Origin of the sequence: Actinoplanes sandaracinus, assembly GCF_030009775.1 — a bacterium.
In the GTDB taxonomy this organism is placed as follows: domain Bacteria; phylum Actinomycetota; class Actinomycetes; order Mycobacteriales; family Micromonosporaceae; genus Actinoplanes; species Actinoplanes sandaracinus.
In genome coordinates this window covers 57,583-73,930 of the sequence record NZ_JASCTH010000004.1, presented here as the reverse complement: position 1 = coordinate 73,930, position 16,348 = coordinate 57,583, and the positions used below count along the sequence as shown (strand labels likewise).

Sequence of the window (16,348 nt, the reverse complement as noted above, 5' to 3'; positions counted from 1 at the left end):
GAGGTGGCACGATTGGTGCCCATGACGGCCCCTGAATCGCCCGGCACGCCTCTCGACCTGCTCACCCTCGCCGACGTCGAGGCCGCCCGCGACCTGCTGGACGGGGTGGTCAAGAAGACCCCGCTGATCCCGTCCCGGCCGTTCGGCGAGATCACCGGGGTGCCGGTCTGGCTCAAGTGCGAGAACCAGCAGCGGGCCGGGTCGTACAAGGTGCGTGGGGCGTACACCCGCATCTCGCGCCTGTCGCCCGCGGAGCGCGCCCGCGGCGTGGTCGCCGCGAGCGCCGGCAACCACGCCCAGGGCGTCGCGCTCGCCGCCGGCCTGCTCGGCACCCGGGCCACCGTCTTCATGCCGGAGGGCGCGCCGCTGCCCAAGGTCACCGCCACCAAGGGGTACGGCGCGTCGGTCGAGTACGCCGGTACGAGCGTGGACGACGCGCTGGAGGTGGCCGCCGACTTCGCCCGGTCGACCGGGGCGGTGCTGATCCACCCGTTCGACCACCCGGACGTGATCGCCGGGCAGGGCACGGTCGCGCTGGAGATCCTGGAGCAGTGCCCGGAGGCGGCGACGATCGTGACCGCTGTCGGCGGCGGCGGGCTGATCTCCGGTCTGGCGGTGGCGGCCAAGGCGCTGCGGCCGGACATCCGGATCGTCGGCGTGCAGGCCAGCGGCGCGGCGGCGTACCCCCTCTCGCTCGCCGCCGGAGCGCCCCGCAAGCTGGAGTCGTGCGCGACCATCGCGGACGGCATCGCCGTCATGCGTCCCGGGGATCTCACCTTCGCGCATGTCGCGAAGCTGGTCGACGAGGTCGTCACGGTGAACGACGAAGACCTCTCGGCGGCCCTGCTGGTGCTGCTCGAACGGCACAAGACGGTGGTCGAGCCGGCCGGGGCGGCGGCCGCCGCGGCACTGCTGACCGGCGCTTACGTGCCGCACGGCGGCCCGGTGGTGGCGATCCTGTCGGGCGGCAACATCGACCCGATGCTGCTGCTGCGGGTGATCGAGCACGGCCTGGCCTCGGCCGGGCGGTTCCTGCGGCTGGCGGTGCGCTGCGCGGACCGGCCGGGGCAACTGGCCCGGCTGCTGCGGGAGATCGCCGAGCAGCGGGCGAACGTCGTCGATGTGAACCACTCGCGGCAGAGCCCGCGGCTGAGTTTCGGCGAGGTGGAGGTGGCGCTCTCGGTGGAGACGCGTGGCCCGGCCCACTCGTCGGCGCTGATCAGCGCCCTGCGCGATGCCGGTTACCGGGTGGCGTTGCTGGCCGACACGACTCCCTGACCGACGCGAACGGGCCCGCGGCATCTTTCGCCACGGGCCCGGGCCACACCGCTGTCAGCCCTCGAAGGGGCCGAACTCGACCACGGTGACCTTGATGTCGGCGCCGCTGGGAGCCGTGTAGGTGACCGTCTGGCCGTTCCGCGAGCCGAGGATGGCCTTGCCCAGCGCCGACTCGGGGCTGTAGACCTTCAGCTTGGTGGTGGAGGAGATCTCCCGCGAGCCGAGCAGGAACGTCTCGGTGTCGGACTGGTCGTCGTCGAAGTAGATCGTCACGACCGAGCCCGGGGCGACCGAGTCGGTGGCCTGCACTTCGCCGATCTCCGAGTTCCGCAGGAACTCCTTCAGGTAGAGGATCCGGCCTTCCTCACGGCTCTGCTCCTCGCGGGCGGCGTGGTAGCCGCCGTTCTCGCGAAGGTCGCCTTCCTCGCGCCGGGCGTTGATCTCCGCGGATATCGCCGGCCGGTTGGCGATCAACTCGTCGAGCTCGGCCTGCAGCCGGTCGTAAGCGTCCTGGGAGAGCCAGGTCTTCGGCGCCTCGGAACTGGACACGGTCGATCTCCTTGCTGGAACTGGGCAATGACACTGCACGTGGGGCGGGAACATGCCACCGCGCGGGGGACATGCTGAACGCAGCGAATCACCAAGCTTACCAGCGGTAGGCATCCGGCTCAGAAGCCGAAACTCTGTCAGATCTTGTGACGGCCGGTGTCAGCCGGTCGCGCGGCAGCCCATCACGTCGCCCACCGAGCCCCGCGACTTGGTCGGCACCGACTCGCGCACCTCGACCGAGCCGCCGCCCTCGGGGGCCGGCACCGTCACCGCCCGGCGGCCCACCTCGAAGCCGTCGTAGTCGCGGGCCCGCAGCATGCAGGTCGCCGCGCCGCCCTCGGGGACCCGCACCCGGAACTCGATCACCATCTCGGTGCTGGCGGGCTGCCAGCCGATGATGTCGGCCTTGTAGTCGGTCTGCCCGAACTTCTCGTAGTAGGCGAAGGTGAGCCCGGCCAGGCCGAGCCCGAAGACCGCCGCGGTGAGAATCGGCAGCCAGCGCCGCTGTCCGCCCTCGCGGCGCCGGCCGTACCGGCCGGGCGGGAAGACCGGAGTTGTGGCGTGCGTCTCGCTCACCTGTCGACCTCTCGTGCGTTTGTTGTCGGGGGGATCGGCCAGAATGGCAGGGTTCCATCTTCGCAGCCGATCCCGGCCCGCCAGAGGCAGGCCTGGTCGAGAGGATCTCAACAACCGTGGCCGAGCAATTGCGTCTCATGACCGTGCATGCGCATCCCGACGACGAGTCGAGCAAGGGTGCCGCCACCATGGCGAAATACATCGCCGAGGGTGTGAAAGTGCTGGTCGCGACCTGTACGGGCGGGGAGCGGGGCAGCGTCCTGAACCCCAAGATGGACCGGCCGGAAGTGCTCGCCGACATCACCAACATCCGCCGCGCCGAGATGGACCGGGCGCGCGAGATCCTCGGTGTCGACCAGGCCTGGCTCGGTTTCGTCGACTCCGGTCTGCCCGAGGGCGACCCGCTGCCGCCGCTGCCGGAGGGCTGCTTCGGCCTTCAGGACCCCCAGGAGGCGGCCAAGCCGCTGATCAAGCTGATCCGCGAGTTCCGGCCGCACGTCATGACCACCTATGACGAGAACGGCGGATATCCCCACCCCGACCACATCATGTGCCACAAGGTGTCGGTGGCGGCGTTCGAGGCGGCCGGCGACCCGGAGCGTCACCCCGAGCTCGGCGAGCCGTGGCAGCCGTCGAAGCTGTACTACAACTCCGGCTGGACCCGGGCGCGGATGCTCGCCCTGCACGAGGGGATGCTGACGGCCGGGCTGGAGTCGCCGTACGCGGAGTGGTTGGAGAAGTGGTCGGACCGCGACGACCGGAGCGACAAGATCACCACGCGGATCGAGTGCGGCGACTACTTCGGGATCCGCGACGACGCGCTTCGGGCGCACGCCACCCAGGTCGACCCGGACGGGTTCTGGTTCCACATCCCGCTGGAGCTTCAGCAGAAGGTGTGGCCCACCGAGGACTTCGAGCTGGCCCGGTCGCTCGTCGACAGCCCGGTTCCCGAGTCCGACCTGTTCGCGGGCATCCGGGAGAAGGTCGGCACGTACTGAGCAGTACCCTGGGTTCGTGGACTTCATCGCGGTCAACAACTTCGGCGACACCCGATCGGGCGGCCTGGCCGGCCCGATGGGGTTGTTCCTCATCGTCCTCATGTGTGTGGCGACGGTCCTGTTGATCCGCAACATGAACAAGCGAATTCGTCGGCTTCCCGACAGTTTTCCGGTTGCGAACGAGCGCGATCGTGTGGTTGGGCTGGCCCGGGACGCCTCCGGTGCCGAGCGATCCGATGCCTCAGTGGCCGCCGACGTCGAAGCTGATCGATCTGTTCCCGCTGCCGCGACCGAGGAACCCGAGGTGGCGGCCGTGGGCGACGAGCAGAGTGGGGCCGGACCACGCGGTGGCGCGGAGCGTGCCTGATCATCAGGCCGTTCCGCCACGTCGTGTGGTTCCGCCCGTGCCCCGCCGAGTGTGCCCGTCCGGGCCCCGTCAAGCCCTGTTGCGTTTAACAGGATTGATTTAGCCTTCCGCCGGGGGCCGCCACGGCCCCTGGACCCTGCGCGGAAGGGGGCGCCGACATGACCACTGTCCGGCGCCGACTCTCGGTAACCGATCTGCACGTGCATCCGGTCGTGCACTGTCCGGTGTCGCCGTGAGAACCCTCCAAGGCTCACTGGCGAGTGCCGTGAGCCGGCCCCGCCCGGTGCGGCTCCTCACCACCGTCGTCGTGATCGCCGCCGCGGCGGCCGTGGTCCTCGGCGCTCTCCAGCCCGTACCGCTCGCCGCCGGCCGTCCGCTGTCCCCGGTCCACGGTGTCTGCGTGGCCGCGGTGCTGGCCGCCATCGCCCAGTTGGCGGGCCTGCGGTTCCGGCTCGGCCCGGACGCGGTCTCGGTCAGCTGGGCCGAGGCCGCCGTGGTGGTCGGCTTCGTGGTGGCCCCGGCCGGCTGGCTCCCGGCCGCGACCCTGGCCGGCACCGGCGCCGCCTGGCTGCTGCTCGCCTGGTTCACCGGCCTGCGCAACGCCGCCGAGATAGTCCACCTGGTCGCCTCGATGACGCTCGGCGTCGCCGGAGCCGCCCTGGTCACCGCGCTGCTGGCCGGAGACGTACCGGTGCACAGCGCCCGGCTGCCGCTGGCCCTGGTCGCCGGCGCCGGCACCTATCTGCTGATCACGTTCGGCCTGGTCGTGCTCACCCTGATGTTGCACCGCGACGCCCAGCCGGGCCAGATCGCGACCCGGGTGCTCTACGCGAAGCTCCCGATGTCGGTCGGCAACGTCATCGTCGGCATCTGCGCGGTCTACGCGCTCATCCGCGAACCGCTCTGGTTGCTCGCCTTCGGCCCCGTCCTGTGGCTGCTGCACCGCACATACCGCTTCCACCTGCGCGCCGCCGAGGAGCGCCGGATGTGGGAGGCCTTCGCGGCCGCCACCGCCCGGCTGCCCGGCACCAGCGAGGCCGAAGTGGCCCGGGCCGGCCTGCGCGGCGCGCTCGACGTCTTCGGCGCCCGGCGGGCGGAACTCGAGGTCCACACCGGGCACGGCCAGCGCCGGTACGCCCAGGACGGTCCCGGCCTGGAAGGCGTCGCCGGCACCCGGTCCGGTCCGGCCGTCACCCGCAGCATGGTCGTGTCCGGCCGTCCGGTCGGGGAACTCACCGTCTGGCTCGGCGAGCCGGGACTGCCCCGGCCCCGCGACGAGGCGGCGATCGCGGCCTACGGGGAGGCGCTGGCCGGAGCCTTGCACGACGCGGCGGCCCATCAGCGGATCGTCGAACTGGACGCCCGGGTCACGCACGAGCGCCTGCACGACCCGCTCACCGGGCTCCTCAACCGCGCGGCACTGGCCGCCCAGGGCGACCCGCGTCTGCGCTCGCTCGACCGCGACCAGCAGGTGGCCATGCTTCTGCTCGACGTCGTGGACTTCCGCCAGGTGAACAGCACGCTCGGGCACGGCGGCGGCGACGAGGTGCTCCGGCTGACCGGCGGGCGGCTCACCGGCCTGACCCGGACCGCGGAACTGGTGGCGCGCACCGGGGACGACGAGTTCGCGCTGCTCATCCCGGTGACGACGCTGGCCGATTCGGCGATGTGGTCGCACGGCGAGCCCAGCCCTCTGCCGACCGCTCTGCGCCGGGCCCGTGAGCTGGTCGAGCAGTTACGCCTGCCGCTGACGGTGGCCGGGGTCCGGCTCTCCGTCGAGGTGACCGTCGGGGTGGCGGTGGCCCGCGCCGACGAGTGCGAAGTGGCCGAGCTGCTGCGCCGGGCCTCACTGGCGGTCGATCGGGCCAAGGAACTGGGTGTCACCGTCGGCACGTACGACAGCGGGCAGGACGCCAGCAGCACCGACCAGTTGGCCCTGCTCGCCGACCTGCAGGACGCCTTCGTCGCCGACGACCAGATCATCCTGCATCTCCAGCCCGCGGTGGACCTGGTCACCTCCGAGCCGACCGGGGTGGAGGCGCTGGTCCGCTGGCACCACCCGCGCCGTGGCTATCTCTCCCCGGCCGAGTTCCTGCCCGCGGTGGAGCGCAGTGAGCTGCTCATTCCGTTCACCCGGCGGGTGCTCGACCTGGCCCTGGCCGCGGCGGCGGACTGGACGGCGAGCGGCATCGACGTGCCCGTCTCGGTGAACGTGTCGGCCCGCAGCCTCACCGACCCGACCTTCCCGGCCCAGGTCACCGAGGTGCTCCGGCGGCACCGGACCCCGGCGTCCCGGCTGGTCCTGGAGATCACCGAGTCGGTGGCGGTGAGCGAGCAGGAGATCGTCGACGAGGTGCTGGCCCGGCTGCGTTCGTCGGGTGTGCAGGTGTCGCTCGACGACTTCGGCACCGGCTTCTCGTCGCTGGCCTCGGTCACCCGGATGCCGATCGACGAGATCAAGATCGACCGGTCGTTCGTGGACGAGATGATCGACTCGGCGGCGGCCGGCGCGGTCGTCCGGGGCGCGGTGGAACTCGGGTCCCGGCTGGGCGTCCGGGTCGTCGCCGAGGGCATCGAGACGATCGAGCAGCGGGCCGCGCTGATCGCGGTGGGCTGTCCGACCGCGCAGGGCTACCACTTCTGCAAGCCGATGCCGGCCGACAAGATCGTGCAGGCCCTGTCCCAGCTGGCCCGCTCCGCTCCCACGAACGTCACGCAGTTGAGAGCCGACGACTCGGCCTGAGCCCCGGTGCGGGGCGCCTCGCCTGGCTCCGCCTCACTTCGCAGGTCCGGCTACGGCCGCTCACCGGGGTGCTGCCGGTCCCGGCTCGGCCGATCGACGTGATCCGGATGTCGGCGACCCTGCTCCCGATGACGATGTCCGCGTGGGCCGACCAGGGCTCCTATGGCTGCCAGCGGTGACGCATGAACGACGCGAACCGGGGCACACCACCGAATGTGCCAGACTCGTCTGGCACGTGACGATCCGTGACACACAGGTGTAGAGGTCAGGAGTGACAGGATGGCCAATCGCCTCGCCGGCGCGATGTCGCCCTATCTGTTGCAGCACAGGGACAACCCGGTCGACTGGTGGCAGTGGTCCGCCGAGGCGTTCGCGGAGGCCCGCCGCCGGGACGTGCCGGTGCTGATCTCGGTGGGCTACGCGGCCTGCCACTGGTGTCACGTGATGGCTCACGAGACCTTCGAGGACGAGGCGATCGCGCGCCGGCTCAACGAGGGCTTCGTCTCGATCAAGGTGGACCGTGAGGAACGGCCCGACGTCGACGCCGTCTACATGACCGCCACCCAGGCGATGACCGGCCAGGGCGGCTGGCCGATGACCGTCTTCGCCACCCCCGACGGCGAGCCGTTCTTCTGCGGCACCTACTTTCCCAAGCAGACCTTCGACCGACTGCTCACCTCGGTCACGGACGCCTGGCGCGATCAGCGCGACGGGGTGATCCAGCAGGGCGCGGCGGTGGTCCAGGCGGTCGGCGGCGCGCAACTCGCCGGCGGTCCGACGGCGCCGATCTCGGCGGACCTGCTCGCGGCCGCGGCCTCCGGCCTCGCCAAGGAGCACGACGATAGGTCCGGGGGTTTCGGCTCCGCCCCGAAATTCCCGCCGCACATGAACCTGCTGTTCCTGCTCCGGCACCACGAGCGCACCGGCTCGGCGGAGGCGCTGGAGATCGTCCGGCACGCCTGCGAGCAGATGGGCCGCGGCGGCATCTACGACCAGCTCGCCGGCGGGTTCGCGCGCTACTCGGTCGACGCCACCTGGACCGTGCCGCACTTCGAGAAGATGTTGTACGACAACGCGCTGCTGCTCCGGGCCTACACCCAGCTGTGGCGGCTCACCGGTGACGTGTTCGCCCGCCGGATCGCCGACGAGACCGCCGCCTTCCTGCTGCGTGACCTCGGCACACCCACGGGCGGGCTGGCGTCGGCGCTGGACGCCGACACCGACGGCGTCGAGGGCCTGACCTACGCGTGGACGCCCGCCCAACTGGACGAGGTGCTCGGCGCCGAGGACGGGAAATGGGCCGCCGACCTGTTCCGGGTCACTCCCTCCGGCACTTTCGAGCACGGCCAGAGCGTGCTGGTGCTGGCGCGCGACATCGACGAGGCCGATCCGGCGCTGGTCGAGCGCTGGCGCGACGTCCGGCAGCGCCTGCTGGCCGCCCGCGCCGCCCGCCCGCAGCCGGCCCGCGACGACAAGGTGGTCGCCTCCTGGAACGGCCTGGCGATCACCGCTCTCGCCGAACACGGCGTTCTCACCGGCGCTGACGCGTCCCGCGAGGCGGCGATCACGCTCGCCGGGGTGCTGGCCGACCGGCACCTGGTCGACGGCCGTCTGCGCCGCGTCTCCCGCGACGGCGTGGCTGGGGAGCCGGCCGGTGTGCTCGACGATTACGGCTGCGTGGCCGAGGCGTTCCTGGCCGTCCACCAGGTCACCGCCGAGCCGCACTGGCTCGATCTGGCCCGGCGGTTGCTCGATGTGGCGCTGGCCCGGTTCGGCGCCGGCGGGGGCGGCTTCTACGACACCGCCGACGACGCGGAGAAGCTCCTCACCCGCCCGGCCGACCCGACCGACAACGCCACCCCGTCAGGCGTCTCGGCGATCTGCGCGGCCCTGGTCTCCTATGCGGCGCTCACCGGTGAGACGTCCTACCGTGAGGCGGCCGACGCGGCGCTGGCCACGCTCGGCCCGCTGATCGAGGGGCACCCACGCTTCGCCGGTTATGCCGCGATGGTGGCCGAGGCGGCGCTCACCGGCCCCTACGAGGTCGCGGTGGCCACCACCGACCCGGCGGATCCCCTGGTGGAAGCCGCTTTCCGGCACGCACCCGGCGGTTCGGTGGTCGTGGCCGGCGAGCCGGACCGCCCCGGCGTCGCGCTCCTGGCCGACCGCCCGCTGATCAACGGCGCACCGACGGCCTACGTCTGCCGCGGCTTCGTCTGCGACCGTCCGGTCACCACGGAGGCGGATTTGGCGGCCAGGGTCGCGTCAGCCCTAGACCGAGAGGTGATCCGAGGCCGAGGTCTGTAACAGCCAGGCGAGAGGCACCTTGGCGCTCACCTCGTAGTCGCCGCCCTCGGGGCTGAGTCGGTGGAGCGTCACGGTGTTCGCGGCGTCCCGGGCGACCGTCCAGTACTGCGGTACGCCGGCGATCGCATACTCCTCGACTTTGGTGATGCGATCCGTTGCCTCGGACCCGGGGGAGATGATCTCGATGATCAGCAGGAGGCCGTCGAGGTCATACCAGACCTTGTCGCCTGGATCGTGAGCCCAAACGATGAGGTCAGGAATCCGCCCGGCGTCTCCGTTCGGACCTGGAATCTTGAGGCCGGCCGCCTGCATGATCTGATCACCCGACCATCCAGCCTTGCCGAGCCACAATGTCAGATGAGTGGCGATCTTGGCGTGTTTCCCGTTGGGGGGCGGAACCACAGAGAGCACTCCCTGGGTGCTTGTCTCATATCGGTGTCCGTGCGTGTCGGCCTCGTTCATGGCGGCCAGATCGTCGAGCGTGATGGTGGAAGGCATCAGCCTGCCGATCGCCTCTGCGCTCATGCGCCCGATATTACCGGCGGACGGCGGCGCCATCGGTCCGGTGACGGGGTGAATTCCGGCTGGGCGGCCGGGAAACCGGCGGCAGCGCCCGGAGGGCGGGGGCGGTCTCGTGCGTTTGCGGGAGGTGTGGCCGTACCACGAAATGGGGTTGATTTTGGGGTTGAACTGGGGCGTCGCTAGGCTGGCCTGGCGATGGATACCCGAACCGGTCTGCCAGTAGTCGGCATGGTGGGGGGCGGGCAACTGGCCCGGATGACCCACCAGGCCGCCATTTCTCTCGGCCAGTCACTGCGTGTGCTCAGTGAGAAGCCTCATGACAGCGCCGCGCTGGTCGCGGCCGACGTGCCGATCGGCACACACACTGACCTCGCCACGCTGCGTGATTTCGCGAAGGGGTGCGACGCCGTCACCTTCGACCACGAGCATGTGCCGACGGAGCACGTCGAGGCGCTTGAGGCCGAGGGCGTGAAGATCTTCCCAGGGTCGAAGGCGCTGATCTTCGCCCAGGACAAGGGCCTGATGCGGGAGCGTCTCGCCGCGCTGGGTGCGCCGGTGCCGCGCTGGGCGCGGGTCGGCGGCGGCGACGACATCGAGGCGTTCGCGGCCGGCTCCTGGCCGGTGGTGGCCAAGGCCACCCGCGGGGGGTACGACGGTCGCGGCGTCTGGATGGTCGGTTCCCGCGAGGCCGCCGACGATCTCGTGTCGACCGGCATCCCGCTGATCGTCGAGGAGAAGGTGCCGCTGCGGCGCGAGCTCGCCGCCCTGGTGGCCCGGTCCCCGTTCGGGCAGGTCGCGGCCTATCCGGTGGTGGAGACCGTGCAGCGGGACGGCATCTGTGTCGAGGTGATCGCACCCGCGCCGGGCCTCTCCGAGGACCTCGCTCTCGAAGCGCAGCAGCTCGCCATCGACCTGGCCACCGAGCTGGGCGTGGTCGGACTGCTCGCCGTCGAGCTGTTCGAGACCGACACCGGCATCGTCGTGAACGAGCTGGCCATGCGCCCGCACAACTCCGGCCACTGGACCATCGAGGGAGCCCGGACCTCACAGTTCGAGCAGCACCTGCGGGCCGTGCTCGACTATCCGATGGGCTCGACAGCGCTGGCCGCCCCGGTCGTCGTGATGGCCAATGTGCTCGGCGGCGAGCCGGGCGGCATCTCGATCGACGAGCGCCTGCACCACCTCTTCGCCGAGGTGCCGGACGCACGGGTGCACCTCTACGGCAAGCAGGTCCGACCCGGCCGCAAGATCGGCCACGTGACCGTGCTCGGCGACTCGTTGGAGACGGTGCGTGCCCGAGCGGCACGCGCCGCGAAATGGCTTCAGGAAGGCGAATGATGACCCCCGTCGTCGGCATCATCATGGGTAGCGACTCGGACTGGCCCACCATGGAGGCGGCCGCGGTCGCGCTCGCCGAGTTCGAGGTGCCGTTCGAGGTGGGCGTGGTCTCCGCGCACCGCACGGTGCGGAAAATGGTCGACTACGCCGAGTCGGCCGCCGACCGCGGCATCCGCACGATCATCGCCGGGGCCGGCGGCGCGGCGCACCTGCCGGGCATGGTGGCCGCGCTGACGCCGTTGCCGGTGATCGGTGTGCCGGTGCCGTTGAAGCACCTGGACGGCATGGACTCGCTGCTGTCGATCGTGCAGATGCCGGCCGGGGTGCCGGTGGCCACCGTGTCGATCGGTGGGGCGCGCAACGCCGGCCTGCTCGCGATCCGCATCCTCGGCGCCTCGGACCCGGCGCTGCGGCAGCGGATGGCCGACTTCCAGACCGGGTTGGAGAAGCTGGTCGCCGAGAAGGACGAGGCGCTCCGCACCAAGCTGATGAGCTAGAAACCCCTGCGCCGGCCGCCTGCGCGGCCGGCGCCGCTCACCGCATCTTGGAGAGCACCTCGCGGAACTCCTGGGTGCGCCGGCGGTTCTCGCTGGAGGCGCCCAGGAAGAGCAGCACCACACCGACCGGGATCAGCATCAGCCACGGGCCGCCGACGGTGAACGCGAATGCCAGCGCGGCGACCACCGTGGCGGCGGTGCCGATCACCACCGGCGCCTGCTGCCGGCTCCGCGAGCCGACGATCAGCGTGGCCACCGCCCCGAGCAGGAGCAGCACCGCCCGCAGGTCGCCGCCGTTGCCGGTCAGCACGATCCCGATCGTCGGCACGAACGCGGCCAGCAGCGCCGGCCCGTACGCCGCCCAACTGCTCAGGTCGGGCCGGTGATGCGCCTCGACCACCCCGACCGCCAGCGCCAGGGCCGCGAACGGCAGCGTGTAAGCCTCCGGCAGCCCCACTTCGGCCAGCGTGATGAACAGCCACCAGCCGGCGATCTCGAAGCCGACGGCCACCCAGAACAGGGTGCGCCGCTGACTCGGGGTGCGGTCCGGCCGGGACGCCGCCAGGCCCAGCACCGCGCCCCAGGCCGCGAGCAGCGCCGCCAGGTGGGTGGGGGAGTGGATGGCCAGCGCGCCGGCGACGGCGGCCGAGGCGTACCCGCTCCACTCGACGGTGATCGCCTCGGACCGGTACTGCGGCAGGCCCAGCCTGGGCAGCGCCGCCTCCAGCGACAGCAGCACCGCGCCGACGGCCAGCACACCGAACGCCGCCCAGTGCCGCTCCAGTCCCGCCGAGATCGCGACGGTCATCACGAACATCTGGCCCATCACCGCGGCGAACAGCCAGCCCAGCAGCCGGGCCGTCTGGTTGCGGCCGCCGAGCGCCGCGACCAGACCGACCCCGACCGCACTGCCCAGTGTGAACAGGGTCAGCGGCTCGCGGGCCAGGCTGCCGGCCAGGCCCGCGCCACCGGCCAGCAGGCCGATCGCGAAGACGATGGCACGGGTGACGCGCAGCAGTGGCGCCCGATGGGCGACCGGCGGCGGGGTGAGCGCCAGCCCGAGCATCGAGATGGTGAAGACCACCAGCGCCGCCCCGGTGGCCGCCGGGAACGCGGCGTGCATGGCGATCGGGGTGATCAGCAGGGTGAGCGCGAGCCCGGGCAGGATGACCGGGACCGCCTCGGACGTCTTGCCGCCGAAGCCGATCGCGGCGAGCGCCGCGGCCCCGGTGAGCAGGACCGCGGCCAGGGCGCTGGTGCCGTCGACGTGACCGGTGGCCGGGTCGACCAGGGCCGGGATCGGGCCGTCCCAGATCGCCCGCAATTGCCCAAGCGGGTCGAGCAGCGCCGCCCGCAAGGCCGGGGCCAGCGAGAACAATGCCAGCACGGTGGGCAGAAGGGCCAGCATGGCGGCGCCGGCGGCCGGGTCGGCGAGCCAGCGGTCGATCCAGCTGACGCGCCGGATTCGCGCGTACCGCATGGCGGCCGGGCTGTCGTCGAACGGTGCGACCCGTGGCATCTGCTCTGTCGCGGGTGGTGGGACCGCGCCGCGCAGCATCTCGGCGAGCACCCCGACCAGGGCCGCCGCGGCCGCGTAGAGCGCGGTCGGGTAGTCGGTCGGCACACAGGCCAGCGCCGTGATCGAGGCGCCCAGCACCACGCCGATGGTCGCCCACGGCAGGTACTCCGGCAGGTATCGGCCGAGCGCGGCGAGGATCGCCAGGCCCAGGGTGGAACCGGCCAGCGCCGCGGTGAGCACCACCTGGATGGTGTGCCCCTGGTCGGCGGCGAGCGCGGCCAGGAAACCCGGCATGGCCAGCAACACCGAGCCGGTGGCGGCGCCGCCGATCTGCGACCGGTGCGGTGACAGGACCCGCTCGGTGGGCTGGTCCGGGCCGGTCTCCTCGAAATCGGTCGGTGGCGCCTTGACCGGGATCCGCGCGGCCGCCGCGACCAGCACACCCAGCAGCACGATCACCAGCAGCGCCAGCGCGGTCGACCAGGGCCGGGCCAGACCGGCCGAGGCGGCGTGCAGCAGCACGACCGCGGCGACACCGGCGCGGGCCCGGGCCGTGTGCGCCTCCGCCGCGGCGACGGCGGCCAGCGCGTAGGCGACCGCCACCGCGGTGCCCACCAGCAGCGGAGACCACCAGGGCATCCCGAGCGCGTGCGGGACACCGATCGTGGCCAGGGCCGCCGCCAGGCCGGAGGCATACGGCGACCAGGGCGGCGGCATCGCGATCGCGGCCGTGATCGCGACCATGACCAGCGCGAACGGCGCCTGCCACGCGCCCTCCGGCGGAGCGGCCGGATAGGCGCTCAGCTCGGCGGCCCACAGCGGGCCGGGCAGCGACAGCACCTTCAGGCCGCCGACCACCGCCTGCCAACCGGCGAGCGCGCCGACCAACAGGGCGGCGAGCCCCAGCCCGCGGGCCGGGCCCGGTCGCCAGTCGGACGGCAGGATGGTGACACCCATGCCGACCAGCAGCACCATCACGGCGGCGACGGCGAGGGGCGCGGCCGGGAACGCCAGCGCGGCGACCCGGGCCAGGGCCCCGCAGATCGCCACGGTGGCGGCCGCGGCGGCGAGATCGGGGCCGTCCAGCACCCGGTCCGTACGCCCCCGGTTGTCGATCGACTTGGCGAAGAAGAGCAGGCCCGCCGCGCCGAGCAGCAGCGCGCCGACCCACACGTCGGGTGCGGTGGCGCCGGGGGCGAAGAGCGCGGCCAGTGCCAGCGCCACCGCGCCGAGCCCGGTGCCGACGGTCATCGGCAGGCTGATCTCGCGGCGGGCCACCTGGAAGACGGCCGCATAGCTGAGCGTGCCGGCGACCGCGAGGAAGCCGGCGGCGAGCGCCGGAACCGTGGATCCCGCGTTCGGCGGCGGGCCGCCACCGGGGTCGGAGACGGCCAGCGCGGCGGTGACCGCGGCGCCCGGGATGGCGAGCGCGGCGGCGCCCGAGGCCCAGTCGCCGATCACCCAGGCGAAGAGCCGGACCGGGATCTGCCGGGCCGCGATCGCGACCATCACACCGGCCCCGGCCAGCGCGGTCAGGACGGCCGCGGTCAGCCAGGACGCGCTCAGCGCGGCGCCCGCGCCGAACAGGCCGACCACTCCGGCCGCGGCCACGTGCGTGACGGCGGTCCGCCAGGTGTTCGCCCACAGACCGGCCGCGCCCAGGCCGATCGCGGCCAGCACCAGCGGCCACGGCGCCTCCGACCAGGGCAGGCCCAGCGAGGCGGGCACGGCCAGCGCGGTCAGGGCGATACCGACGACGGCGCCCTCGTGCCGGATCGTGGCGGGCAGCGCCAATGCCGCGGCGACCGTCATCAGCAGCGCGCTGAACGCGAGCAGCCAGCCCGACGGTCCGACGGCCTCGGCGAGTCGCTGGGCGTACGCCGAGGTGTCCGCGTCCCAGATCGGCCGGGCCGCGGCGACCGGGGCGATCGCCGCGCGGAGCGCGTCCACCGCGACGACCAGGCCGAGCAGCACCAGGGCGCCGGTCGAGGCGTACTGCGGGCCGCGGCGCACCGGCTCGGCCAGCATGCCGATCACCGCGCCGGTGACGGCCACGGTCGCGGCGGCGGCCACCACGCTCCAGTTCGGCGACACCACACCGGCGATCCGCGCCACCGCGCCGATCACCGCGAGGGTGAGCACGGCGCCCGCCACGTTCATCGCCATCGGGTTCTTCAGCAGGCGGGCCGCGGCCACGGCGGTGCCCGCGGCGGCGACCAGGATCAGACCGGACCGCAGCGCGTCCGTCACCGCCTGGGCCTGCAGCAACGCCACCGAGGAATAGAGCAGGGCGCCCGCGGACGCGAAGCAGAGCAGCGCGAACGTCAGCTCCCGCAGCCAGTCCGCGGACGGCGGGGTGGCCGGTGGGGCCAGCGGCATCGAACCGGCGGGCGGCGCGCCCTCCGGCCGGGGCCCCGGGAAGATCCGGGTCGGCATCCAGCGGCGCCGTGGCCGGTTCAGGCCGGAGATGATCAGGTCCGGTTCCTCCGGGCGGGACTCCGGGCGGGGCGGGGCGTCCGCCGCGTACGCCGCCGGGTCCGCCGGATCGGGCGCGCCTTCGCGGCGCGCGAACCGCTCACCGTCGGCGTCCGCCTCCGCCAGCGACTCGCGGTCGGCGGCCACCGGCCGCCCCAGCGGCCAGCGCGGCACCAGCCGCCCGGTGCGGATCACCGTGGTGAGAAGCAGCAGGTCGAGCACGGCGACAGCGGTCAGGGCCAGGCCCCAGCCGGCCGCGCTCTCGATCATCGGGTACGCCAGAAGCGGCGCGACCGGCTGTGCGGCGATGACCGTCGCATAGCGTGGCGCGGCGAGCCGGGTGGCCCCGGCGTAGATGAACGAGCCCACCGCGGAGATCGCGAAGGTGATGCCGAGGTAGAGCGCGGTCGGCACGTCGCCGCCGGTCAGCGGGCTGTCGTGCAACGCGTACAGCGTCATCGGCAGCAGCACCAGGCCGATCGCGGCGACCGTCTCCCCGGTCGAGGAGAGCCCCCGCTTGGCGACCCCGGGCGCCGCCGACAGGGTGATCCCGGTGGCCAGGGCCAGGATCAGCGCCCGCGCGAACGGGTTGGAGACCGCCACCCCCGCGAAGACCACGGCCGCCACGCCGAGCAGCAGAGCGCCCAGGACGAGCAGAATGTTCTGTACCGACTGGGTCGAGGCCTCCGGCGGGTGCTCCATCGTCGCCAGGGGCGGCCGGCGCGGCGACGGCGGCGCGACGACCCGCTCGCTCGGCGGCGGATCGTCGACCAGCAACGCCACGCCGTCGGTGGCGACACCGGGCGGCCCGGAGTGCGCGGTGCCGGGCTCGGCCCAGTCCGGCGGCGGCGTCTGGCGCCGGGGTGGCCGCTGCTCGTCCGGCTGGGCCGTGTGCGGCGAGCCGGGCGGGGGCGGTGGCGGGAAGTCCTCCGGAGGCTTGCGGCGTGTGGTGCGCCGGGTCTTCGTGCCCTTCTGCTGTTTCTGGGCGTGCGAGAGGATGTCGCGCTGGAAGAGGGCGGCCTGAAGCTTGCTCGCGATCTTGGTCCGCTCGGAGGCGGCCTGCATGTCGCGAATCTTCAGGTCCGCTATGGAGGCGTCGATGCGAGCCAGTTGTTCGTCGACGTAGTCGGGCTCGTCAGCCTGCGCCACATGACCTCCTCGACCACCCGGCCGCTGCCT

The 16,348-nt window shown here is 72.7% G+C and carries 11 protein-coding genes; 7 read left to right on the top strand and 4 right to left on the bottom strand.

Annotated elements, in window-relative coordinates:
- The first annotated feature begins 21 nt into the window (after window positions 1-21).
- Window positions 22-1,278: a threonine ammonia-lyase gene (ilvA, locus tag QLQ12_RS07085; RefSeq protein WP_282757985.1), complete on the top strand. Its 1,257-nt coding sequence runs from the start codon at window positions 22-24 to the stop codon at window positions 1,276-1,278.
- A gap of 54 nt (window positions 1,279-1,332) precedes the next feature.
- Here the strand turns inward: ilvA and greA are convergent, their stop codons facing one another.
- Complete coding sequence (gene greA, locus QLQ12_RS07080; protein WP_407651431.1) at window positions 1,333-1,881, bottom strand: transcription elongation factor GreA; 549 nt, start codon at window positions 1,879-1,881, stop codon at window positions 1,333-1,335.
- Window positions 1,882-1,986: 105 nt separating this feature from the next.
- Window positions 1,987-2,403 (bottom strand): DUF4307 domain-containing protein, encoded by a 417-nt coding sequence (locus QLQ12_RS07075; RefSeq protein ID WP_282757982.1) that lies wholly within the window; start codon window positions 2,401-2,403, stop codon window positions 1,987-1,989.
- 116 nt (window positions 2,404-2,519) lie between these two features.
- Here QLQ12_RS07075 and mca point away from each other — a divergent pair, with 116 nt between their 5' ends.
- The 4 genes from mca (at window position 2,520) to QLQ12_RS07055 (ending at window position 8,818) form a co-directional block, all read left to right on the top strand.
- Window positions 2,520-3,401 carry a mycothiol conjugate amidase Mca gene (gene mca / locus QLQ12_RS07070; protein WP_282757981.1) on the top strand — a complete coding sequence of 294 codons (882 nt, stop codon included), beginning with the start codon at window positions 2,520-2,522 and terminating at the stop codon, window positions 3,399-3,401.
- Between the two features lie 76 nt (window positions 3,402-3,477).
- On the top strand, window positions 3,478-3,768 hold the full coding sequence (locus tag QLQ12_RS07065; protein ID WP_282758487.1) for a hypothetical protein: 291 nt from the start codon (window positions 3,478-3,480) through the stop codon (window positions 3,766-3,768).
- 232 nt (window positions 3,769-4,000) lie between these two features.
- A complete protein-coding gene (locus QLQ12_RS07060; RefSeq protein ID WP_282757979.1) occupies window positions 4,001-6,511 on the top strand; it encodes a putative bifunctional diguanylate cyclase/phosphodiesterase in 2,511 nt (836 codons plus the stop codon).
- Window positions 6,512-6,790: 279 nt separating this feature from the next.
- The gene (locus tag QLQ12_RS07055) at window positions 6,791-8,818 is read left to right on the top strand and encodes a thioredoxin domain-containing protein (RefSeq protein WP_282757977.1); all 2,028 of its coding nucleotides are present in this window, start codon (window positions 6,791-6,793) and stop codon (window positions 8,816-8,818) included.
- Here the strand turns inward: QLQ12_RS07055 and QLQ12_RS07050 are convergent.
- Window positions 8,783-9,343 (bottom strand): Uma2 family endonuclease, encoded by a 561-nt coding sequence (locus QLQ12_RS07050; RefSeq protein ID WP_282757976.1) that lies wholly within the window; start codon window positions 9,341-9,343, stop codon window positions 8,783-8,785. The two genes, QLQ12_RS07055 and QLQ12_RS07050, sit on opposite strands and share 36 nt — an antisense overlap.
- A gap of 192 nt (window positions 9,344-9,535) precedes the next feature.
- Here QLQ12_RS07050 and QLQ12_RS07045 point away from each other — a divergent pair, with 192 nt between their 5' ends.
- Window positions 9,536-10,678, top strand: coding sequence for a 5-(carboxyamino)imidazole ribonucleotide synthase (locus tag QLQ12_RS07045; RefSeq protein WP_282757975.1), 1,143 nt, complete (start codon window positions 9,536-9,538; stop codon window positions 10,676-10,678).
- Complete coding sequence (gene purE, locus QLQ12_RS07040; RefSeq protein WP_282758486.1) at window positions 10,678-11,175, top strand: 5-(carboxyamino)imidazole ribonucleotide mutase; 498 nt, start codon at window positions 10,678-10,680, stop codon at window positions 11,173-11,175. Before QLQ12_RS07045 ends, purE begins: the two co-directional genes overlap by 1 nt.
- A 37-nt stretch (window positions 11,176-11,212) precedes the next feature.
- Here the strand turns inward: purE and QLQ12_RS07035 are convergent, their stop codons facing one another.
- Window positions 11,213-16,318 (bottom strand): SCO7613 C-terminal domain-containing membrane protein, encoded by a 5,106-nt coding sequence (locus QLQ12_RS07035; protein ID WP_282757974.1) that lies wholly within the window; start codon window positions 16,316-16,318, stop codon window positions 11,213-11,215.
- Window positions 16,319-16,348 lie beyond the last annotated feature (30 nt).